Annotated in this window: 20 protein-coding genes; 7 read left to right on the top strand and 13 right to left on the bottom strand. The window is 40.9% G+C overall.

The features are described from left to right. Positions 1-6 precede the first annotated feature (6 nt). Positions 7-1431, bottom strand: coding sequence for a DEAD/DEAH box helicase (locus tag VSA01S_RS07250; protein WP_039981768.1), 1425 nt, complete (start codon positions 1429-1431; stop codon positions 7-9). Positions 1432-1639: 208 nt separating this feature from the next. On the opposite strand from VSA01S_RS07250, the gene VSA01S_RS07255 reads away from it, so the two are divergent. Next, positions 1640-1963, top strand: coding sequence for a DUF4156 domain-containing protein (locus VSA01S_RS07255; RefSeq protein WP_039981769.1), 324 nt, complete (start codon positions 1640-1642; stop codon positions 1961-1963). 130 nt (positions 1964-2093) lie between these two features. Here VSA01S_RS07255 and VSA01S_RS07260 read toward each other — a convergent pair whose 3' ends face one another. After that, positions 2094-3440 (bottom strand): DUF1501 domain-containing protein, encoded by a 1347-nt coding sequence (locus tag VSA01S_RS07260; protein ID WP_039981770.1) that lies wholly within the window; start codon positions 3438-3440, stop codon positions 2094-2096. 5 nt (positions 3441-3445) lie between these two features. After that, positions 3446-4930 (bottom strand): DUF1800 family protein, encoded by a 1485-nt coding sequence (locus tag VSA01S_RS07265; RefSeq protein ID WP_039981771.1) that lies wholly within the window; start codon positions 4928-4930, stop codon positions 3446-3448. Positions 4931-5389: 459 nt separating this feature from the next. Between VSA01S_RS07265 and VSA01S_RS07270 the strand changes: the two genes are divergently transcribed. Both VSA01S_RS07270 and VSA01S_RS07275 read left to right on the top strand, forming a co-directional pair. Next, positions 5390-6109 (top strand): beta-ketoacyl-ACP reductase, encoded by a 720-nt coding sequence (locus VSA01S_RS07270; RefSeq protein WP_039981772.1) that lies wholly within the window; start codon positions 5390-5392, stop codon positions 6107-6109. Between the two features lie 271 nt (positions 6110-6380). Next, the gene (locus tag VSA01S_RS07275; protein WP_039981773.1) at positions 6381-7550 is read left to right on the top strand and encodes a D-alanyl-D-alanine carboxypeptidase family protein; all 1170 of its coding nucleotides are present in this window, start codon (positions 6381-6383) and stop codon (positions 7548-7550) included. Between the two features lie 53 nt (positions 7551-7603). Here the strand turns inward: VSA01S_RS07275 and VSA01S_RS07280 are convergent, their stop codons facing one another. Further along, the gene (locus tag VSA01S_RS07280; RefSeq protein ID WP_039981774.1) at positions 7604-7855 is read right to left on the bottom strand and encodes a patatin-like phospholipase domain-containing protein; all 252 of its coding nucleotides are present in this window, start codon (positions 7853-7855) and stop codon (positions 7604-7606) included. A gap of 104 nt (positions 7856-7959) precedes the next feature. Then, the gene (locus VSA01S_RS07285) at positions 7960-8385 is read right to left on the bottom strand and encodes a universal stress protein (RefSeq protein ID WP_039981797.1); all 426 of its coding nucleotides are present in this window, start codon (positions 8383-8385) and stop codon (positions 7960-7962) included. A 430-nt stretch (positions 8386-8815) separates the two neighbouring features. Here VSA01S_RS07285 and VSA01S_RS07290 point away from each other — a divergent pair, with 430 nt between their 5' ends. The 3 genes from VSA01S_RS07290 (at position 8816) to VSA01S_RS07300 (ending at position 11228) form a co-directional block, all read left to right on the top strand. After that, a complete protein-coding gene (locus tag VSA01S_RS07290) occupies positions 8816-9955 on the top strand; it encodes a hypothetical protein (protein ID WP_039981775.1) in 1140 nt (379 codons plus the stop codon). Positions 9956-9963: 8 nt separating this feature from the next. Continuing rightward, on the top strand, positions 9964-10896 hold the full coding sequence (locus VSA01S_RS07295) for a hypothetical protein (protein ID WP_050567362.1): 933 nt from the start codon (positions 9964-9966) through the stop codon (positions 10894-10896). Positions 10897-11018: 122 nt separating this feature from the next. Continuing rightward, complete coding sequence (locus VSA01S_RS07300) at positions 11019-11228, top strand: hypothetical protein (protein WP_145993893.1); 210 nt, start codon at positions 11019-11021, stop codon at positions 11226-11228. A 195-nt stretch (positions 11229-11423) separates the two neighbouring features. On the opposite strand, the gene VSA01S_RS07305 is transcribed toward VSA01S_RS07300, so the two are convergent. The 4 genes from VSA01S_RS07305 to ppsA form a co-directional block, all read right to left on the bottom strand. Then, positions 11424-13007, bottom strand: coding sequence for a BCCT family transporter (locus VSA01S_RS07305; RefSeq protein ID WP_039981776.1), 1584 nt, complete (start codon positions 13005-13007; stop codon positions 11424-11426). A 297-nt stretch (positions 13008-13304) separates the two neighbouring features. Beyond that, entirely contained in the window at positions 13305-13847 is a 543-nt protein-coding gene (locus VSA01S_RS07310) for a disulfide bond formation protein B (RefSeq protein WP_039981777.1), read from the bottom strand. A gap of 13 nt (positions 13848-13860) precedes the next feature. Beyond that, on the bottom strand, positions 13861-14016 hold the full coding sequence (locus VSA01S_RS19950; RefSeq protein WP_039981778.1) for a DUF5993 family protein: 156 nt from the start codon (positions 14014-14016) through the stop codon (positions 13861-13863). A 453-nt stretch (positions 14017-14469) separates the two neighbouring features. Next, complete coding sequence (ppsA, locus tag VSA01S_RS07315; protein ID WP_039981779.1) at positions 14470-16839, bottom strand: phosphoenolpyruvate synthase; 2370 nt, start codon at positions 16837-16839, stop codon at positions 14470-14472. A gap of 302 nt (positions 16840-17141) precedes the next feature. On the opposite strand from ppsA, the gene ppsR reads away from it, so the two are divergent. Beyond that, the gene (ppsR, locus tag VSA01S_RS07320) at positions 17142-17975 is read left to right on the top strand and encodes a posphoenolpyruvate synthetase regulatory kinase/phosphorylase PpsR (RefSeq protein WP_039981780.1); all 834 of its coding nucleotides are present in this window, start codon (positions 17142-17144) and stop codon (positions 17973-17975) included. Positions 17976-18089: 114 nt separating this feature from the next. Here ppsR and VSA01S_RS07325 read toward each other — a convergent pair whose 3' ends face one another. The 4 genes from VSA01S_RS07325 to VSA01S_RS07340 form a co-directional block, all read right to left on the bottom strand. Beyond that, a complete protein-coding gene (locus VSA01S_RS07325) occupies positions 18090-19007 on the bottom strand; it encodes a DnaJ C-terminal domain-containing protein (protein WP_039981781.1) in 918 nt (305 codons plus the stop codon). Positions 19008-19130: 123 nt separating this feature from the next. Further along, positions 19131-21044 (bottom strand): molecular chaperone DnaK, encoded by a 1914-nt coding sequence (gene dnaK, locus VSA01S_RS07330; RefSeq protein WP_039981782.1) that lies wholly within the window; start codon positions 21042-21044, stop codon positions 19131-19133. Positions 21045-21316: 272 nt separating this feature from the next. Further along, on the bottom strand, positions 21317-21736 hold the full coding sequence (locus VSA01S_RS07335; RefSeq protein ID WP_039981783.1) for an Hsp20 family protein: 420 nt from the start codon (positions 21734-21736) through the stop codon (positions 21317-21319). Between the two features lie 323 nt (positions 21737-22059). Further along, positions 22060-22611 (bottom strand): YbhB/YbcL family Raf kinase inhibitor-like protein, encoded by a 552-nt coding sequence (locus tag VSA01S_RS07340; RefSeq protein WP_039981784.1) that lies wholly within the window; start codon positions 22609-22611, stop codon positions 22060-22062. Between the last annotated feature and the right edge of the window lie 86 nt (positions 22612-22697).

Here is a 22697-nt window from a genome sequence, read left to right on the forward strand (position 1 = left end):
AAGTGTTTAACTGAGATGACTTGGACGTGGCTTACGGCGCGGCTTTGATGGTGATGACTTTGCAGAAGCTTTCCCTGTTGAACCATTTGGCTTTTTGATTTTATCGCCCTGTTTTTGCTTAGTTTTGTTGGGTGAGTTTTTTGACTCTCCGTTGAAGCGTCGTTTGGGCTTGTTTTTTTCAGCCTGTTTCTTTGCTGTAGTTGCTTGCGGCTCATTGCCTTCAGCTTGCGGTGCCTTTGGCTTTTTCGGTTTTTTTGGCTTGATAGGACGAGTATCCAATTTCGACTCAGGAACTGGATTGGTTGGAGCATAACCGTCTAATGCTTTTCTTGGCAACAATTGTTGAATCAAACGCTCAATTGCGAAAAGCTCAGGAGCCTCAAGAGCACAGACTAAAGAAATGGCTTGGCCAACTTCTCCAGCACGACCTGTACGACCAATACGGTGAACATAGTCTTCTGCGACTTTCGGTAATTCGAAGTTAACGACTTGTGGTAATTGTGGAATATCGATACCACGTGCTGCGATATCGGTTGCGACTAAAACACGGACTTCACCCGATTTAAAGTCAGCGAGAGCTTTAGTACGAGCGCCTTGACTCTTATTACCATGAATGGCCGCGGCGGTGATATTTTTTTCAATAAGGAATTTAGCCAAACGGTTTGCGCCGTGTTTGGTACGCATAAAAACGAGAACTTGTCTCCAGTCACCATCCAGGATTAGCTTGACCAACATGGGGCCTTTTTTCTTCACATCCGCAGGATAGATGCATTGCTCAACCGTTCGTGCGGTTGAGTTAGCAGGGTTAACCGAAATTTCAACTGGGTTATTGACTAAACCTTTGGCCAGATCTCGGATTTCATTGGAAAACGTAGCCGAAAAAAGTAGGTTTTGTCGCTTCTTAGGCAATAAATCTAAAATTTTACGAATGTCTCTGATAAAGCCCATATCGAGCATGCGATCGGCTTCATCTAAAACAAGCACTTCGAGCTGGTCAAACTTGACCGCATTTTGATTATACAGATCCATCAAGCGGCCTGGTGTGGCTACTAGAACATCGGCGCCTTTACGAAGACGTTGCATCTGAGGGTTAATTTTAACACCACCAAAGACAACAGTACTGCTCAAAGGCAAATGACGACTGTACATGAAGACATTTTCTTGTACTTGTGCTGCCAGTTCACGGGTTGGTGTTAAGATTAATGCACGAATATGGTTACTGCGTACGCGAGGTCCGTTGGATAAACGTTCAAGAATAGGTAACGTAAACCCCGCCGTTTTACCTGTACCGGTCTGTGCTGCCGCCATCACATCTTTCCCTTGTAAAATAGCAGGGATGGCTTGCGCTTGAATAGGAGAAGGTGTGTCGTATCCTTTTTCCTGTATCGCGTTAAGGATTGGCGTAGATAGACCTAACGAGGTAAAACCCATATTTATGATTCTCAATTGTCGAATTATATTGGGCTTCGAGGATGTACTCGAAGCGAAAAGTGCGCCATTCTGAAGCTTTTATGCTCAGGCTTCAACTATTTCTAGCATAGATAAAAAAGTTTGATGGTGTCGACTCAGCGATTTTGTTGTTCTGGAAGGTTATGCCGCAATAAAATCCGCAATTTGGTGCTTTTAGAGGTGCAGCATAATGCAAAAGCAAATTGCAGGAATGTGTTCGGCTTTATTACTCAGTGGCTGTGTCACTTTTCCAACTCAAGAATCAGAGAAAGTGGCGGTCATATGGGGAGAATCAACGGAGCTTAAACATTGCCAGCATATGGGCACAGTTATCGGATCAGAAGGGCATTTTTATGATTATTGGTTTCATGCCGATAAAGATATGGTCTGGGGCGCATTAAATCAAATGCGGATCAAAGCCTCGCAACTTGGAGCTGATACTTTGTACCTTTACCAACCATTTGATTTTTCTAGCTCAGTCACACTATTGGCTAACGCATATCAGTGTAAATAACGGCTCACATGGATATACCCAAGTAACCTCAAGATGCTGTGTTCAGCGAGATGAACTTAACTTTCAGACGCCTGCTCTTGAATCAAGGGAACGAATCAAAAACAGGCAGTATTTTCTTAAACGTTTGTGATTAACACGTCTTGAATATCGGTAAAGTTTGCGGCTGAATCGGGTTTTGTCCAGTTGTGTCTAATGCGGGAAACAAGGTGTTAATTCCTGCTTCAGTTAAACCAAGCCAAGCCATTAAGCTGGCGTGTAATTGATCACAAGAGACCGTAGGAATGACACGTCCTCGAGAGAGCAAGTATGGGCTTTGTGGAGAAAGATCAGGATATGTCCCCAGCGTTGTTTTTCCACGGACTCCACCTCCCATCACCAGAGCGTGGCTTGCCCAACCGTGGTCAGTCCCTGCCGTCCCATTTGGAATTAAAGTTCGGCCAAACTCAGAGTGGGTAAACGTGGTGACTTGCTCTGATAAACCGTGATTAATTAATGCAGTTTGAAATGCAGCCATGGCTTCAGCAAGCTGTTGTAGCAGACCAGTTTGTCGACTTAGTTGAGCGGAGTGTGTATCGAAGCCACCTAATTTACAACTTAAATACTGAGCTGGGTGTTGAAACTGCTCTCGATGTAAAATTAATTTAAAGATGGTTTTTAATTGTTTGCCAATTCCAGTATTCGGAAAGAGATCGCTCACGTTTGAATTTAAGATGGCACTGAATTCTTGATACATGGTAGTGGAATGCGTGGCCACACCTGCATAGTGAGACTGAAAAATATTTTCATATTGGTCGGCCTGCTGAAGATTTTCGAACAGTTGGCGAGCGCGTTGATCACTGATAATGTTTTTAGGCAGAGAGGTGCCGACTGAGTTGGATTGAGCCGTAATACAGTTTGTCCAAACTTGAGTTCCACCAACATCAAACATGGGGGCGAGATCATTCAGGTTTCGCAAAATAGCACCTAATTTGTTGGAAGTTCGTGCGCCAAAGCCTTCTTTTGATAAAGACAGAGCAGCATGAGATTGGACCATAGTCGATTGATGGGAATGACTGAATAAGTGAGCTGGGCGAGTGGCTTTATCAAAAATCTCCTTGTTTACCCTTTGAGTCAATGGACCTATGTTAAGGATCGGAAGCAGTTCAGAGCTTTGCCAAAATGGTTCAAGAGCGATCATTGCAGAGTTGAGTGCAAATGAGCTGGTGCCATCATCAGCAACGAGAGGAAGACATTGCTCTGATGGTAAAGCGAGCTTGCCTCGAAGTGTACGGTATTGATTATGCGCATTTTCCGTTGTCGGTATCAGCATATTATAGCCATCATTACCGCCAGCAAGGTCGATACCAACAACTGCGCGATAATCAGTAGTACATTGATTAAATGAGTTTGCTAAAGCCGGAAAAGCCGATAAATTAATGGCTGAGATTCCGGCACCTGCAGTACCTGCCTGAAGAAAACGACGTCGTGTTAAGTTCATAATGATTACCCCTGAGTAACAAATTCCGGTGAAAGCAGTGCGTTCATGACGAGGTGTTTAAGCTCTTGTCGGCGTGTTGATTTGCGGACGGTGCATTGAGCAAGATAATTAAGATAGTGCTGACGAGAGGTTTGATTCATTTGGTAAGCAAATAGGTGTTGATTTAAGTAATCCACAACTGCTTCATCCTGAAATTCAAGGTATAAATGAAATAGAGCCGGGTCCATGTGCCAACTTTTACCCTCTTCACTAACACGGATGATCAGTTCTTTAAATTGATTGCCGTATTGGTAAACGTCATGCCATTGATAGACATTGAATTCAGGGGCAGATAATCCATTGAAGTCGACATGACTTGGAGCATCATCGGGCTGGTAATAATAAAAAACGGAGGGCGCGGAAAGAGGTAACATACGACCATATCGCGCAAACTGTTTTGACCACATGGCAACCCCCTCACGTCGCTGCAGCTGTAGGGCTCGCATTGCATGGGTAAACACACAGATAGGATCACGTAACTTCCCTGCATAGGTATTGGCTGTACGCGCGTGCGGGTCGGTGAGTATTGCGGTGACCAAGGTTTGAATATCACCATTGGATTGCTGAAATGCATCGCGTACTCGTTGAACATACTCTCCATTTGGATTGCTTTTCACCCATTTATTGATAAAGAATTTGCTGACAAAGGTATAGAGGGTATCTTGCTGCATTAGCAGTTCAATGACCGAGTTGAGTTCACTTTTAGCATCAACGCCTGCAGGAAATGTGGTCCCTAATATGCGCTTTTCACCGGTATCATGAGTGCCACGAGCTTGCATTGGGTGGGCATACTTTTCATCACCACGAATGTTAATGAACTTCCAACCAGTAAAAACTCTGGCCAATTGCTCAATGTCTTCTTGGGTATAAGAAGGGATGTCATTGCCGTTGCTGTCCCGTTGAACATCGCCATTGTTATCTAAGCGAACTGGGCCGAGAGTAAATAACTGTAGTAGCTCTCGGGCGTAATTTTCATCGGGAGCGGTTGTCGCGTTAGCAACGTTGTTCACCAAGGTCAGATATTCCCCCATGATCGGAGATGTTGAAACAAAGCGAATGACATCACGAAAGTTAGCGAAGGCATGCTTCATGAAACCATCAAAGTATTGGCACATATATTGACGTTTGGAGGCATTTTTAAAGGCAGGATCTTTTACACTCACTACAAACAACTGAGAGAGTGTGTAGGCAATACGTTGACGAAGAATGTCTTGTCCTTCTGTGGTCATTTTTGTCCAACTGCTAGCGAAATAAAGTCGGTGGCCTAAATTTGGCGTGCTGAGTTCATCTTGTTTGAATATTTGCAACCAAGAAGAAGGCGGCAGTGATGCTTGCTGCGCAATCCAATTTTCAAGACCATCGGCTTGAAGGTAGTGATGAATATCAGCTTGGGAGGGCCCCAAGGTACATTGCTGTAATGTTGTGGCAGCATCGATATATGCTTGATTCATATTAACCCCTATTAATTTGGATGTGAGACAACGTAGAGGTACCCCCAAGTATCTCGAATTCACTTGGTTACAAATACCAATTGGAATGTTGCTCTGTAAACTTAAGTGTTAGAGCGATAATTGAGAATATTGTAATCTAGGTTTTAATGTGATCTTGCTGCCTAATCAGGACAATAGTTATCAAACCATTACCCCACTCAAACGTTTTTATATCGAACAACAATCAACCTCGAAAGATGAACAGATCGAGTAAAGAAGAGGGAGTATTATTTTATAAACTAATCATGACGATATATCGATGGTTTTATAACCAACTGTTAAAAAGCTGCTATAGTTTGATTAAGCAATAAGGATAGGAAAGCTCATGCGTATAGTGTAACGTCAATCAATAGCTAGGTATAAAAATAAAACGCGATGAGCAAGGTACATTTTTAATCTCAACATTTGAGGAAGACCAAGATGAAACCTGAGAAAGTAGCAGTCGTCACTGGTGCAGCTCGTGGCATTGGCCAAGCAATTTGTGAACAACTATTGGAAGATGGCTTTCATGTTGTTGGGCTGGACGTATCACCTGTTGATTGGGGGCACTCTGAGCAGCTTGCAAGCCATCGAGTCAACTTATGTGATGGAGAGGCTGTAGGAGAAACGGTAGAAAAGATCGCCCAACAATATGGTAGGATCGATGCGTTAGTGAACAATGCCGGTATTACCCGAGATGCCTTATTACCTGATATGTTAGAGCAGGACTGGGATAGTGTCATCGATGTCAATTTGAAAGCGGTCTTTTTGCTCACTCAGCAAGTCGCTTCAGTCATGCTTAAGCAAGGCTCTGGCAGCATCGTCAATATTTCCTCAATTGTTGGTACCGACGGCAACATTGGTCAGAGTAACTATGGTGCCAGCAAAGGTGGGGTGATTGCCATGAGCAAAGGCTGGGCGAAAGAGCTAGCTCGAAAAGGGGCGCAAATACGTGTTAACTGTGTTGCTCCAGGTTTTATTGCAACAGATATGACCAAAGATTTGCCTGAAAAAGTCATTCATATGATGGAAAGTAAAACGCCATTAGGAAGAATGGGATCAGTAAAAGATATCGCTCAAGGTGTCTCTTTTCTTACATCAGAAAACAGTAGTTATATTACTGGACAAGTACTTAAAATTGATGGTGGCTTAGTACTGTAATTTGACTTGTAACTTTGACGTTTATCTACCTCGTTTTCAACAGGTTTTCCTCTGATCTTAGAATGCTGAGGTTACGATGATATTATATCGCCTTTACATAAGTGTAAGGGCGTTTTTAATTTCATCGAAAATCGGTCAAAATGCAACCTGTATCTCATTCTTTTCGACAAATATCGAGTTACAGTAACTAAAAGTAACTGGAATGCTGAAACTAAATGGCGTTGTCATATACTCACTGAGTTTGTCAGTTTAAAAATCACAGAAGACCGTCATGAGAGAAAAAACGCTATCTAACACAGTGACTACGATCGCCTTTTTGGCGGTTTCTTCGCTGGGTTTTGCCACACCCACAATCGTACCAAATCCACCAGAACTTAGTGCTCGTGGGTATATTTTAATGGATTTTAATACTGGCAAAGTTTTGGCGGAGCGAGATGCTAACCAGAGATTAAACCCAGCAAGTTTGACCAAACTTATGACAGCTTATGTTGCTGGGCAAGAGATGAAATCTGGTAATATAAGTATGAATGATCAAGTGGTTATCAGTAAAAATGCTTGGGCAAAGAACTTTCCAGACTCCTCAAAAATGTTTATTGAGGTTGGCAATACCGTACCGTTGGCTGATTTGTATCGTGGTTTGATCATTCAATCTGGCAATGATGCGAGTGTTGCTATTGCCGAACATGTCGCAGGTAGCGAAGCTGGCTTTGTGGGTTTAATGAATGGGTGGGCAGAAAAACTTGGTTTGAACAACTCCGCTTTTACAAATCCACATGGTTTAGATAGTAATGGCCTATATTCCACACCAAGAGATATTGCAGAGTTAGGTCGAGCTATTATTCGTGACTTACCGGATATCTATTCTTTGTATAGCGAACGTTCGTTTACCTACAATGGTATTACTCAATATAACCGCAATGGTTTATTGCGAGATCGCAGTATGAATGTCGATGGTATGAAAACGGGTTATACGAGTGGTGCAGGATACAGTCTTGCAACTTCAGCTACCCAAGGAGATATGCGTTTGATTGCGGTTGTTATGGGAGCGAAAAGTCCGAATATTAGAGAATTAGAAAGTAAGCAACTGCTCAGCTATGGTTTTCGGTTTTATGATACGGTGATTCCGACTCGAGCTAAGGAGCACATTGGGCAAGCCAAAGTTTGGATGGGGCAACTTGATGAGGTTAAAGTTGGCGTGTCAAAGGATGTACACCTCACTTTATTAAAAGGCGAATTAAATAAATTGGATGCGGAGCTGGTATATTCAGAAGAGCTGGTTGCGCCGTTAGGGAAGAACCAAGTTGTCGGTAAAGTAGTGTACCAGGTTGATGGTGATACAGTGAACGAAACTGAGCTAGTTACCTTAGAAAATGTCGAACAGGGTAGTATATTTAAACGTTGTATAGATTGGTTGAAAAGACTCATTTCAGGTTGGTTTTAAAACATAGCTAAAGCCAATTAAGCAACTAGTTCGCCACTTGAAATCGGTTTATATCATTTCGAGTGGAGTGTGCCCATACCATAGTTTGATCGTCTCATGGCCCAGTTCTTCCAGATAGATTTTATAGTTTCTCCTGTCATGTTGGTAAGAAAAGAGGCTAAATTACTTGCGCCAGCTGAGGCGTCCCAAAAGCTATCAAATGAAGAGAAGTATTGAGTTGAGGAGAGGTCTAGTATGCCGTAAGAAAGTATCCCACGCATCGTACCACCTTCAATAATGAGTGCATTTGAGCCTATTTGTTTCATGATAAGCTTTCGGTACCTTTTTAGTTTATTTGTGCAAGTATTCAGGGCGATCTTAATCGATATAAATTCATCGATACTTCGTAAGATCGCGATGTGATTCTACTTTAATCTTGTAGGGGAACAACTAGGATATCAACAGGAGATCTATCGATTAGATGTCTTGAGTATGAAATAAGCTTGCTCCAGAAGTCTTGATGATGACCGCATAGTAATAGGTCGACCTTTTGTTCTCTTATCGTTACTTCTAGTTTATCTGCTAAGTCACCTGTTCCAACAAAGAAATGTTTTAAGGGGTGGTCGATGTAGTCCTTAAACTCTTGTAAACCTTGCATCGTGTGTTGGTTTACCGGGCGCTGTTCAGGATTTTTAACGATGTCAACTAGCTCATGATAAATTTCCCCGTGAGTACCATCAAGGTGAATGAAGGAAATATCCGCATCAAAGTAACTTGCCATAGAAACAGCACGATCAATAAGAGTTTTACTCTCGTCACATAGCTCTAGGGCAACTAGGATATGTTTGTATTTCAATGTCATACTCTCTTTAAAGTGATTTAATCTTCTAAGCATAGTATGCTTCTGCAAAAAATTTTGCTGGTAAGATCGCGAAATTCATATCTTACTTATTTAGGGCAGATATTATTAATGAGACTGCTACATTAAATTTATTTGAAAGTATGATCGCAATGAAAATTATTCTATTACGAATGCAATATTGAAAAATGTTTATATAATCACATTAGAATAATATTATATATAACATTGTTTTTAATAACTGTTCCTATTTTTTCATTTCCTTAAAAAACACTTAATTTATATTTAAATTTGTATTATTTAATCATAACAATGGTTTTATGTTTACTTGTTGATAATTGTGTTATATACATGAATTCCATCCTATTATTGATTAATGTTATTTTATTTTTTGCTAATTAATCAATAATGATAATAAGGAATATTTATGAAAAAAAAGTCATTTGTAGCCATATGTATTAGCTTAGTCAGTGGGCTATCTTTAAGTGCTGACTACAAAGCAGATACATTAACAAAAGCACTTCATTATTATGATAAAGGGCAAACCTACTCTGATATATCGCTTAAGGCAATATTCTTACAGAATCCTGATTCACCTTACTCTGAATTAAGAAAAGATAATGCATGGATTATCAATGATTTGGCTTGGGCTAGTGCTTGGGGAGATTTTCAGCAGTATTACAATGTAAACTTAAGTAACCAAACTGGCTACAACCTCATTACTAAAGAAGCAGGTTTTACTAAAGCAAGGTCTCAATTATTTAGCTCCGAGGAGTTAAATCCTGTGCATAATGGTGTTCGTTTTAGAGACAGTGAATCTAATGTTGTAAGAGCCAGTGTCGTTAAAGCACAAGTTGATCCAGACATATTTTATAAAGCTTATCAAATATATATGTATGAAGATGATCGTTACAGCGATAATATTCATACATTGATTTCCAAACTTGCTTTAGGTGCTCAGATAGTGCGTGAAAAAAGCATTTTAATTCCTGAAGAAGAATGGAAAGTAAATGCTATTCGAGTAGATGTCGTCGATAGATTTATGAATGATGTATTCTCTTTAAAGGATATATGGAATAGTGATAAAGAATACTTACTACAAGTTTTGAATAGCTCAATTAATACAGAAATTCAACCTTATAATCTTAATCGTAAATATCTAAGAACTCATTACCGTTTAGCAAGGCTATCTTCCGCTATGATAGATAAGTATGGATATGTTGATCCACCTTGTAGCAGAGATGAGCATTCTCGTTATCCGATAGAAACGAATAAACGATGTTATGTCGATATGACTGATCGTGCGTTATGGGATTGGTATATTTCTGAATACCGTCAAGCGATTGTTCCAAAACAAAGTCATAGTAGTCAACAGCAAGGCATCTTAGGGCACTTATTTGAAGTATTAATGCCAGTGGCTTTGGTTATGGATGGATTAGCCACAGTAGATTTCTTCACCACTTCAGCAGCAGGTGAATTTTCGACAGAAGCAGCTTGGACCGAAGAAGAGTTTGCTGCCAGTCAGGAAGGCTTTTTAACTGAAATTTGTTCAGTCGATTTGGATTAAGGTGAAATATGAAAACATTTATTAAAAACCTACTTTTGATTTCAGTTGTAGTAGCGTCATCCAATGGTTTGGCTGCTGTAGTTGAAATTGTTAAAGTGACCAACCCTCATAGTTTAGTGCCTCAGCATATTAACGATACGTTTGATCGTATAACTGCTTCTTATGCTAGAGCGACCAACAGTATGGTTGCTAATGGAGAAGGAGCTTTAGTGAATGGTCAGGTTACTAAAGCCGAAGTTGATCCAGGTTTGGTTTTATTACAAAAGAAATCAATCGCAAGGTTTGAATATCGCTATAGTTTACCCAGTGGTGAACAAGTAACTCGTACTTACCATTCCTATAGTGGTGAGTCACCGATTGCCAAAAGTCTGCGAGATGATGCTGAAGCTAAAGAACGCTTTAAGCAATGGTCAGAGAGCGAGATGAGAAATGAAAGTGAAGTACTAGTGACGGGTAAAATTTCTCAAAGTGACTATGAAACAGTGGACCGTTATTTTAGAGCTTCTTCTTATGCTCAAGCTAATGATGCTGAGATTAAAGCACTACGCAGGATTGAGAAAGACATTAATGCGGGGGTGATTACATCGGGTGGAGAGCTTGATGTTTACGTTAACCAAATACCTTGTCAATCATGCATGCCTTTATTTGAAGATCAATTAAGTCAATGGGACTTAATTGAAAGTGCTAGAGTTTCCTACCTTCCACAAAATCGCAGTTATTTCGGTAAAGGATTGAGTGAAGAGAGCTTAAATCAAAAGGCTGCTTATGTTTACGTTAAGGAAAATAATGCATTGTCTGTAAGCAAAGCTGAAGAAAGCTTGCAAAGTGCTTTTACTTCTCATCGCATTACTAAGACTAGATATCAAAACTTTAAAAATGAACTTAATAATAGTGCCAATATTCGAGAAGAAGGGAGAATAGTGACTGGTTGTGGTTATTAAATCTATGGTATTAATTGATTTTTTATTGAGCTAAACAATAACGTGTGTATAGCATTAGAAATGATTAATGTTATTACAAAATAAACTAATCTTGACGATAAAAAATCTGATTAGTTGATTGAATGAAATTCAGCTTAAATACAGCTAACAAATTTGGTTTGCATAAGAAGGTATTTAAGGTGTACTCAATTGGTGATGTTGTTGTTGCAATAAAAGGGATTAATCTTGGTGAATTGGTTGTGACAGGCCAAAGTAGTGGCGGTTCTTACACGCACGTTAAAACAAGCCAAGAAACGTTAACTTACCCAACTAAGGATCTTAAAAAAGCATAAATTAAGATCTAACAAAAAAGCAGCTTTCAAGCTGCTTTTTGTTATTTAAGGTTACTTGGATACAGCCATTTGGAATCAATTGTAGACATTGTCTAAATTATGGCCCTTTAAAGGAAGTGGGTAAAAAAAAGCGCTGTATTTCTACAGCGGCTTTGAAGTTTATTAGTAAACCAGAAATAACCACACAATCAGGTGTTAGATCAATCCTTGCTCTTTTGCCATTTTGTTAGCAATACTTGGCGCTTTCCAGATACTCGGTAACAAAATGAAAGAAACGGGTACTGCAGTTACTACTATAAAAGATTGCAGGGCAGAAATTCCCCCCGATCCCATAGAAATTAGTGCAATTGCAACGAGCCCCATCATTATACCCCAAAAGCTTCTTACCAAAGCATTAGGTTCTGTGGTTCCAGTCATAACTACACTAATCGTATAGGTCATTGAGTCGCCTGTTGTGACGATAAACGTCGTTGTCAGAATCAAAAATAAAACAGAAATTACCATTGGAAATGGTAGCTGAGATGTGATGGCAAGCAAAACGGCAGGTAAGTTGAAGCCTTCAAAAGCGGATGATATTAACCCAGGGCTACTTAGCTCAAAAGCCAAGCCACTGCCACCAACAATACTAAACCAAAAGCAAGTTATCAGAGGAGCTGCGATACTTATTGATAATATAAGTTGGCGAATTGTACGGCCTCTTGAAATACGAGCAATAAAAATAGCCATCATCGGGCCATAACCAATAAACCAACCCCAGAAGAAGACGGTCCACCAACTTAGCCAGCCTGTATCACCACGATATAAGGCCATAGGAAAGAAGTCGTCGATCATTTGACCGATACCTTGAACGTATCCATCAATGATAAAGCTAGTAGGTCCTACACATAAAATATAACCAATTAATGCGACTGACAAGATGATATTATAACGACTTACTAATTGGATTCCTTTGCTAACGCCACTCAGTGCCGATAATGTATACATGAGTATTGCTGCTAAAATGACGAGACTTTGAGTGACAAAAGTGTCCGGTAGTCCAAACAATTCATTCAAAGCATAACTGATCTGAAGACCTAAGAATCCAATTGGGCCAATGGTTCCTGCTGCAACGGCAATAATGCTACAAGCATCAGCAAGGTTTCCTATCCAGCCATTAATTGCTTTATTACCAAAAATGGGATAAAGGAGAGTACGAGGCTTAAGAGGCAATCCTTTGTCATAGTGCAGATGCATAAGAACAACAGAAGAAAGGCAGCCTAGGATTGCCCAAGCAAGGAATCCCCAATGCATGAAAGATTGAGAGAGGGCATTGAGCGCGGCTGTTTTCGGTGCTGCGTCACCGTATAATGGTGGAGCTTTAACAAAATGTGCAATTGGTTCTGCTGCTGCCCAAAAGACGCCACCACCGGCAAGTAGAGTACATAGAACAATTGATAACCATTTAAAGTTATCAATATCAGGTTTTGTCAAACCACCAAGGCGAACGTAACCTGTACGGCCTAAGGCTATAGCCAGACCAATAAGAAAGTTAACAAGAAGTAATACTTGCCAAAAAGAGCCAAAGTATTGAGTCGCTAAACCAAAGCCAGTGTTGACCACTCGGGTCAGTGTATCGGTATATGTCAGTGCAAGAATAACAAATAGGGTAAGAAAGCTGCCGCTCAACCAGAATACTGGGTTGGTAAGTTCAAGACGTTGTAACAGGGAAGGGGGATGAATAGCAGAATAATCTGCTTTTTTAACAGTAGCATCGGTGGTGGAATTCGTCATATTTGACATAATCACTTCGCTTTTAGGGCCAATAAGGCCGTGTATTTCCCCCACACTAGTACGATTAATAGTGTGAGGACGTTCAAAAAGCCGCTGATATTAGCACGTTGAGTATATTAATATAAGCAATAAAAGCTTTAATTTTGTTCATAAATGTCAACTAACCGAAATTTAAGTAAAAAGATTTTATAACCAATGCGTTTAGTTGAATATATTCCCTAACCACTAACAGGAGTTATTAATTGACCGCTGTAGTGATTAGAGAATTTCGTAGTAAATGAATTTAATTCGATGCTAGTGAAGTAATCATGAGTTAAATAACCAATAGCTAACAGGGTTATCTGGACATTGGTATGGACCACATTCAACAAAAACATTGATGACATTCAGTGCAACAACTGTAATGGCGAGTAGGCACACAATACGTCCAAAACTATTCATTTGATATGGTTCTGAGCTTTCTTCTTTATTCGTCATCATTAGTATTACCGAAACGGCAAATATAGTAGCAACGAATAGAACAAAAGCCCATGTGTAATAATGCATACCAAAAACAGCACTACCATATTCAGGTGTCCCTGGAATTACGTGGAGAGAAACCTGTCTAAGTGATGTGATTATGCCGAATAGGGCACCAATGATAATTACTCCGTAGTGTCTTGACTCAGGACCATAAACCACATTGAGCAAGAAACCAAACATGACCATAACGAAGCCTATACGTTGTAATAAACATAAAGGACAAGGTAGTTCATTAAGGGCAAACTGAAGTACAAAACCGATGAGTAGGACAGTCGTAATACCTAATAGACCGAGGGTATTAAACAGAGATAAAGATGCACGATTCATATTTATTTACCTCTTACAATAAAATCGAAAGTTGATCGGTTGCATGGTGATTAAACCAATACAGTCCAATGATTACCGATGAAGCAAATAAAGCGTAACCAGCACTTTTTTTCCCGAGAAATGTGCTGAGCATCGCGGCGAGTAATAGTAAAAAAATGAGTGTCATCATGAGGGTTTTTCCTTCCTTACTATGAGCTTTAATTATTTTAATAATAGGCAATTCTTTACAATCTGCGACAGCAGATGATGAATTTGTTATTTAATTTTTAAAATAATCCTCTATCAACTGCTTTAAATGAGAAAGTTTGGGTTCTTTTTTACAGCGTCGAATTGAGAATAAAGTAGCCTAATACCGAGAATTTTAAGTCAAGATTTGAGTTAAGTAAGCGTGCTTTTAAGGAGAAGTTTACTGACTTAATTCCGCTTAATTGGAGCATGTTACACAAGTTATGGCTAAATCATCATAAGTTGTGTCGTCTAACCTCAACTATCACGAGTCTTGACATCAATTAGGAACAGAATGCTACTTTGGTTTATTTTTTAGCATAAAAAAACCTCCATTAGAAATAATGGAGGTTTTTTTGTTATGGAAAGTTATTTTGATAAAATATATTACCTGTCTTTATTGACTAACTTTGCCTAATTTGAGCCAGGTATCAATAACGGTGTCTGGGTTGAGAGAAACAGAGCTAATCCCTTGAGCCATTAGCCATTCGGCTAAATCATCGTGATCGGATGGCCCCTGCCCACAAATGCCTACGTATTTACCGGCTTTTGTCGCTGCATCGATAGCCATTTTGAGCATTGCTTTAACAGCAGGATTACGCTCATCAAATAAATGCGCAACATCTCCGGAATCTCGATCTAACCCAAGTGTTAGTTGGGTCATATCGTTGGAACCAATGGAGAACCCATCAAAATATTTTAAAAACTCTTCAGCTAATATTGCATTTGATGGCAGCTCACACATCATGATGACTTTTAAACCTTCATCACCACGTCGGAGACCAAATTTTGCCAATATATCGATCACCGAAGCCGCTTCACTTGGCGTGCGAACAAATGGGATCATGATTTCTACGTTTTTAAGTCCCATTTGGTTACGTACACGCTTGAGTGCTTGTGTTTCTAATTCGAAGCATTGTTCAAAGACAGGTGAGATATAACGAGACGCCCCCCTGAAGCCCAGCATTGGATTTTCTTCATGAGGTTCGTAGGTTTTTCCGCCGATTAAATTGCTGTATTCATTTGATTTAAAGTCTGACATGCGTACGATGACACGTTTAGGCCAGAAAGCAGAGGCAATGGTTGCAATGCCTTCGGTTAATTTGCTGACGTAGAAATCGATAGGATCGTTATAACCACGAATACGCTCTTTGATTTGAGTTTTAACTTCATCGCTTTGTTGTTCAAAATTGAGTAAGGCTTTAGGGTGAATACCGATCATTTTGTTGATAATAAATTCAAGTCGAGCGAGCCCAACGCCTTCATTTGGGATCTGAGCGAAATCAAACGCACGGTCGGGGTTACCAACATTCATCATGACTTTCGTTGGTAGAAGAGGTAAAGCATCGACTGAGGAACGTTTGATTTCAAACGGTAAGTCACCTTGATACACATACCCTGTTTCACCTTCAGCACAAGAAACCGTTACGGTTGTTTCATCGGTCAGTCTACTTGTTGCATCGCCGCAACCAACGATAGCTGGTATACCAAGCTCTCGGGCGATGATTGCAGCATGACAAGTACGGCCACCACGGTTGGTAACGATGGCAGAGGCTTTTTTCATTACCGGCTCCCAATCGGGGTCGGTCATATCAGTGACTAACACATCGCCTTCTTGAACCAATGACATTTGATCTAAAGATTGCACTAATCGCACGGTACCTTGCCCAATACGCTGACCAATTGCTCGTCCTTCGACAAGAACATCGGCTCTGTCATTCAATTCATAACGTTCAATGACATTCTGATCGTCTTGTGAACAAACGGTCTCAGGGCGTGCTTGTACAATATATAACTTGCCGTTTACACCATCTTTGGCCCATTCAATATCCATCGGACGTTGGTAATGCTTCTCGATGATCATGGCTTGTTTGGCAAGTTGCGTTATTTCTTCATCATTTAAAGAGAAGGTATTGCGTTCTGTTTCTGACGTATCGACAATATTAACCTGTTTACCTATTTCTTGGCTATTGGCGTAGATCATTTTGATTTGTTTCGAGCCAAACGTTTTCTTTACGATTGAGTGATTGCCAGCTTCAAGCATAGGTTTATGCACGTAAAACTCATCGGGATTCACCGCACCTTGAACCACCATCTCGCCCAGCCCCCAAGAAGAAGTGATAAATACAACTTGATCAAACCCAGATTCCGTGTCTAGCGTAAACATGACACCAGAGGAGGCTTTATCTGAGCGCACCATTGTTTGAATACCCGCAGAAAGAGAGATCCCACGATGATCAAAACCTTGGTGAACACGATAGGAGATTGCTCGATCGTTAAACAACGAAGCATAAACGTGCTTGGTTGCTTCTAACACGGCTTCAATTCCTTTTACATTAAGGAAAGTCTCTTGCTGGCCCGCAAAAGAGGCATCAGGTAAATCTTCTGCTGTGGCTGAAGAGCGAACGGCAACAGAGACATCAGGATCAGAGGAAACAAGCTCAGCATAATTATCACGGATGTCTTGCTCTAAATCAGCAGGAAAGGGCGCATCCAGCACCCATTGACGAATTTTGGCACCCGTTGAACGTAACGCTTCAACGTCATCAACGTTGAGTTCATCCAGCAGTTGATGAATACGCTCGTCTAGATTTTCATGGTCTAAAAACGTATTAAAAGCGTATGAAGTTGTCGCAAAGCCGTTAGGGACAGACACACCAAGGCTGTCTAGGTTTGATACCATCTCACCAAGAGAAGCGTTTTTTCCACCGACTTTGTCGACATCATTCATGGATAGGCCATTGAACCAAAGGGTATTCTTTTGCATGTCTTTCTCCAAAACCTTGCAGCAAATGTAGGGACTAAGAGAGCAAACGTTTACGTGATGACATAAAAAAATATTGTGTCTTTAAGATTCAGTCACGTAGCGGTAAGCCAAAATTTTTTTAATGGGCGTCAAAATGGATCTCGCAGGATGGATTGGCAATATTGAGTAAAGTCTGATTTTCAGGGCGTTACTGAATTTTTTAACCAAGTTAGTATCCTTGCGCCATTCACCTTGAGGTCCTTTGTATATATTAATATTATGTTGCTTATCCTAAGCAAATAGTTTTCAAAGTCGAAACACAAATGCAAATTAATAGTCAAAGTCGTGATGTGTTCTATGTTTCTGATGGCACAGCGATAACATGTGAAACTCTCGGGCATGTTGTTTTAGGCCAGTTTCCGTTCACACCGAATGAAAAAGCCTTCCCGTTTGTCGAAAGTGTCGACAAAGTTATTGATGTGATCAGAGAAATTGAAACCTCATACCAACGCCACGGCGTGAAACCCTTGGTCTTTTTCTCCATTGTCTTGCCTGATGTACGGCAAAAGTTGTGTGAAGCACCTGCTTTTTGTTATGACGTTTTAGACAGTATTGTGCAAAAGGTGCAGAGCGATATACAAATGGTGCCCGAGCCTAAACTGCAACGTTCTCGAAGTGTGAGTAAGGATTCAGATACGTATTTTGATCGTATTGCCGCGATTGAATACACATTGGCACATGATGATGGGATGACCCTAAAAGGATTGGAGGAAGCGGATATCATACTTCTTGGGGTTTCTCGTAGTGGCAAGACACCAACCAGTTTGTATATGGCCATGCAGTTTGGTTTAAGGGTTGTTAACTATCCTTTTATTGCTCAAGATATTGGAATGATGCGCTTGTTGCCTGAGTTTGAAATCTATCGACATAAACTATTTGGTCTCACTATTAATCCAGAACGTTTGAACGAAATTCGTGAAAATCGTTTATCTGGGAGTGACTATGCCAGTGCTGAACAGTGCAAATTGGAGTTAGATACTGTTGAAGCTTTGTTCAGAAGGGAAGCCATCCCCTATATTAATACTTCTTCACTGTCGGTTGAGGAGATCACTACGCGAGTGATGGAGCAGGCCGGTATGAAACGTCGGTTATTCTAAGGCGTGATATTAAGTCTCAGACCGGCCCCTTACCCAAGCGACCTCGCTCTGAACCAAGCATCTTGAAGTCACTTGGGTATATAAGGGTAAAAGTATCAATCAGGCTGCTTCAAATTAGACGGCTTCTTGAAATTGGTGTAGAAGGTCTTTTTGTTTGTCTGAAAGGTTTGTTGGAGTATCTATCTTAAGGGTTACGATCAAGTCACCAGTAATGCCTTTGCGGTTTTTAACACCCTTACCAGACATTTTCATCTTACGTCCGTTCTGAGTGCCTGCGGGGATTTTTAGCTTGTAGCGATTATTAAATACTTGAACCTCGACTTCTCCTCCGAGGGCAGCGTCGATCATGCTGACATGCTTAGTACAAAGCAAATTGTCATTTTCACGCGCAAGATAAGCATGTGGACGAGTATTAACAATTAAAAGTAGGTCCCCATCTGGCCCACCGTTAACCCCTTTTTCACCTTTGCCTGCGAAACGAATTTTTTCGCCATCTTTAATTCCCGCAGGTATCTTGACGTTAATTTTTTTCTGTTTGCCATCCATCGGCAATTCGACAATACGTTCAGCACCTTGTATTGCATCGATAAAGTCGACAGTAAAGGTATATTCATGATCTTGGCCTTTTCTTGGGCGAGAGCTTCTGCTGTGAGCACCTCCAAAAATATCCTCAAAACCACCAAATCCACCAGCACCTTGGCCAAAGCCGGAAAACCCTTGACCACCACGTCCAAAAGCACCGCCGAAAATATCTTCAAAGCCTTCGTGACTGTATTGTGCCTGTCCTTCGTGATTCCCGTAGCCGTTGCCAAAAGCGGCGTGACCAAAGCGATCATATTGCTGGCGTTTTTCTTTGTCAGTCAGAACTTCATAAGCTTCTTTAATTTCTTTAAACTTCTCGGTTGCGGTCTCATCATCCGGGTTTTTATCTGGATGATACTTCATGGCGAGTTTTTTATAGGCTTTTTTGATGTCTTTGACGGGGGTGTCTTTAGGAATACCCAAAATCTCGTAATAGTCTCGTTTTGACATATTCACCGCTCATTTTAATTGGTTTAATTGAAAAGAAGACGCCTGAGTTAGCCTCAAACGTCTACATACAAAAAGCTGGATAAAGACATTAGGCGACCAAAGCCGCCTAGTCAATCGTGGTACTTATTTCTTTTCGTCTTTTACTTCTTCAAACTCAGCATCCACGACATCGTCTTCTTGAGACTCTGAGTTTGCCTGCGTGCCTTGAGATTGTTGAGCTTGTGCTTTTTGTTGTGCGATTTCCATCAATTTCTGAGATACCGTCATCAAATCTTGCACTTTTGCATCAATATCGTCTTTATCATCACCTTTTCGCGCGGTTTCTAAGGCAGAAATAGCAGCTTCAATTTTCTCTTTTTCTTCCGCAGGAAGGGCATCTGAAGTTTCTTCTAACTGTTTACGCGTACCATGAACAATTTGGTCTGCTTGGTTGCGAGCCGCAGCGAGTTCTTCGAACTTCTGATCGGCTTCTTTGTTAGCTTCTGCTTCCTGAACCATTTTCTCGATTTCTTCATCACTCAGACCACCTGAGGCTTGAATGGTGATCTTCTGTTCTTTACCCGTTTGTTTATCTTTGGCTGAGACATTAAGAATACCATCTGCATCGAGATCAAATGTTACTTCAACTTGTGGTAGGCCGCGTGGTGCAGGCTGAATACCCTCTAAGTTAAATTGTCCAAGTGATTTATTGAAAGACGCTTGCTTACGTTCACCCTGAAGTACGTGGATGGTGACGGCACTTTGATTGTCTTCTGCCGTAGAGAAGACTTGTTGCGCTTTGGTCGGGATTGTTGTGTTTTTCTCAACCAACTTCGTCATCACTCCGCCCATGGTTTCAATCCCCAGAGAAAGAGGGGTCACATCGAGCAACAAGACATCTTTTACATCTCCAGAAAGAACACCCCCTTGTATTGCCGCACCCATAGCAACAGCTTCATCTGGGTTGACATCACGGCGAGCCTCTTTGCCAAAGAACTCAGCCACTTTGGCTTGGACCAAAGGCATACGAGTCTGACCACCGACTAGGATAACATCGGTAATATCGTTTACAGACAATTCGGCATCTGCAAGCGCGATTTTTAATGGATCTAAAGAACGTTGCACCAGATCTTCAACCAAAGATTCTAACTTAGCACGCGTTACCTTGATGTTCATATGTTTAGGCCCGGATGCATCGGCTGTTACGTATGGCAAATTAACGTCTGTCTGTGAAGTGGAAGAAAGCTCGATCTTGGCTTTCTCTGCGGCTTCTTTTACTCGCTGCATCGCAAGGGGATCGTTTTTCAAGTTAACGCCTTGCTCTTTTTTGAATTCGTCAACCAAGTAGTTGATCATTCGATTATCAAAATCTTCACCACCGAGATGGGTATCACCATTGGTTGCAAGAACTTCAAAGGTTTTCTCGCCCTCAACTTCATCGATTTCGATGATGGAAATGTCAAAAGTACCACCACCAAGGTCATAAACTGCAATGGTGCGGTCACCACCTGATTTATCAAGGCCATAGGCCAATGCAGCAGCAGTTGGCTCGTTGATAATACGTTTAACTTCTAAGCCTGCGATACGGCCTGCATCTTTTGTTGCTTGGCGCTGAGCATCATTAAAGTAAGCTGGTACAGTAATTACAGCCCCTGTGACTTTTTCGCCTAGGAAATCTTCGGCGGTTTTTTTCATTTTCTTCAGTACTTCAGCAGAGACTTGAGGAGCCGCCATTTTTTGGCCTTTTGCTTCTACCCAAGCATCACCGTTATCCGCTTTGACGATTTTGTATGGCATGATTTCAATATCACGCTGTACTTCTTCGTCTTCAAAGCGACGACCGATCAGACGTTTGATTGCAAACAGTGTATTGGTTGGATTTGTAACTGCTTGACGTTTTGCTGGTTGACCTACAAGTATCTCACCGTCGGTGTAGGCGATGACAGATGCGGTGGTGCGTTCACCTTCCGCATTTTCAATAACACGTGGTTTGTCGCCGTCGAGTACTGCAACACAAGAGTTAGTTGTACCTAAGTCAATACCAATGATTTTACCCATATTTATATCCTCGTTTTGCATTAGCTTATCTAATGTAATCTGAATTTTTTATGACGATTAGAATGAGAACAACGGAACACGGTTAAAGTGGCTTGGCCCGTTGGGGGTTCTAATTCGTCTAGCTTCGTTGTTTGTTCGACAATGCCATTAGACGTAAAAAAGCCTGTTTGACTCTGGCGTCATAAATGGCTTGGCCCTTTTGGGCAGCGAGAAACACATTGTTTGAAGCTGATATAACTTTCTGATTAATAAAATTTAATGATTAATAAAATTTACTGACTGATGGGAATCTTTCTTGCTTGCATCGATTCCGGTACTTCTCTTATCAGTTCTATGTGAAGCAGCCCATTTTCCATGCTTGCACCAGTGACAGTGACATAATCTGCAAGCTGGAACTTACGTTCAAAGTTTCGTTCGGCAATGCCTTGATAAATATATGAAGGTTTTGCCTCATTGGACTGGATTTCACCAGAAACAATTAGAACATTTTCATTTTGAATCAAGGTTAATGATTCTTCAGAAAATCCTGCAACAGCCATCGTAATCCGGTAGTTATTTTCATCTTTCAATTCGATGTTATAAGGTGGGTAACCATTCGTTGAAGCTTTATGGTTGCTGCTTTCAACGTGATTGAGCAGACGGTCAAACCCAATGGCATGACGGTAAAGTGGAGAGAAATCTACATTACGCATAATACTATCCTTTTAGTAAGCAATAGTTCTCAACGCTCAGTGCGTGGAGATAACACACGTATTCAAGCCGTATAAGCTTTTATCGACATACGTGATGATTTATGTGTGTAAAGAAATCATCGATTTTAATTTACAATGATTGTCCTTACCTTATTTTGAGTACAGGTTATTTCCCTTTATCGGCAAAACTCTGGTCTCTACGAACTCCATCCGGCAATTCGTGTAATGAATATATGCTTCCGTAGATTGTTTGTCAACACTTACATTAGAAAATCTAAAATGAAAAAATCATCTGCTGCAGAGTAACATCGAAATTAAACCATTCATCTCATATTGGTTGGAGCTGTCAGTACTGCCTTATCGATAACATGTTGCAAGATGTTATAGCCAGCGAGGGCTCCTGAAGCATGCTCAGGTAAGTCGATTTTATTGGTATTCAATGCGTAAACAGTGATTTGATAGTTGTGTGGAGCTGAATTTGGCGGAGGACAGGCCCCCCCGAACCCTTTATAACCAAAGTCATTGGTTACCATACTGGAACCTTTAGGCAAGCTTTTACCACCTTGAGCACCTGCATTTTCTGCTAGACCTGTTTGATCAGATGGGATATTTACCACTAGCCAATGCCACCAACCGCTTCCTGTCGGTGCGTCAGGATCATACATCGTCACGGCAAAGCTTTTTGTTTCTTTAGGTGCGGCACTCCAGCTGAGTTGTGGAGATTTATTTTCTCCAATACAGCCCCATTGATTGAAAATTTGGGCTTTGCTGAGAGACTTGCCATTAGTGATGTCTGTACTTTCTAACTCGAAGGCTTGGATAGAAAGAACAGGTAGAGCGGTGAATAAAAACGAGACTAACTTAGAACACTTCATTGCAACTCCTCGCAGTTCATGGTGATGAAAGCAATCAAAGCGTAGTTGAATATTATTGCTAGGTTGTTCTGAAAATGACTTTTGTT

The sequence above is a fragment of the Vibrio sagamiensis NBRC 104589 genome, from assembly GCF_007990935.1.
GTDB classification, from domain to species: Bacteria; Pseudomonadota; Gammaproteobacteria; order Enterobacterales; family Vibrionaceae; genus Vibrio; species Vibrio sagamiensis.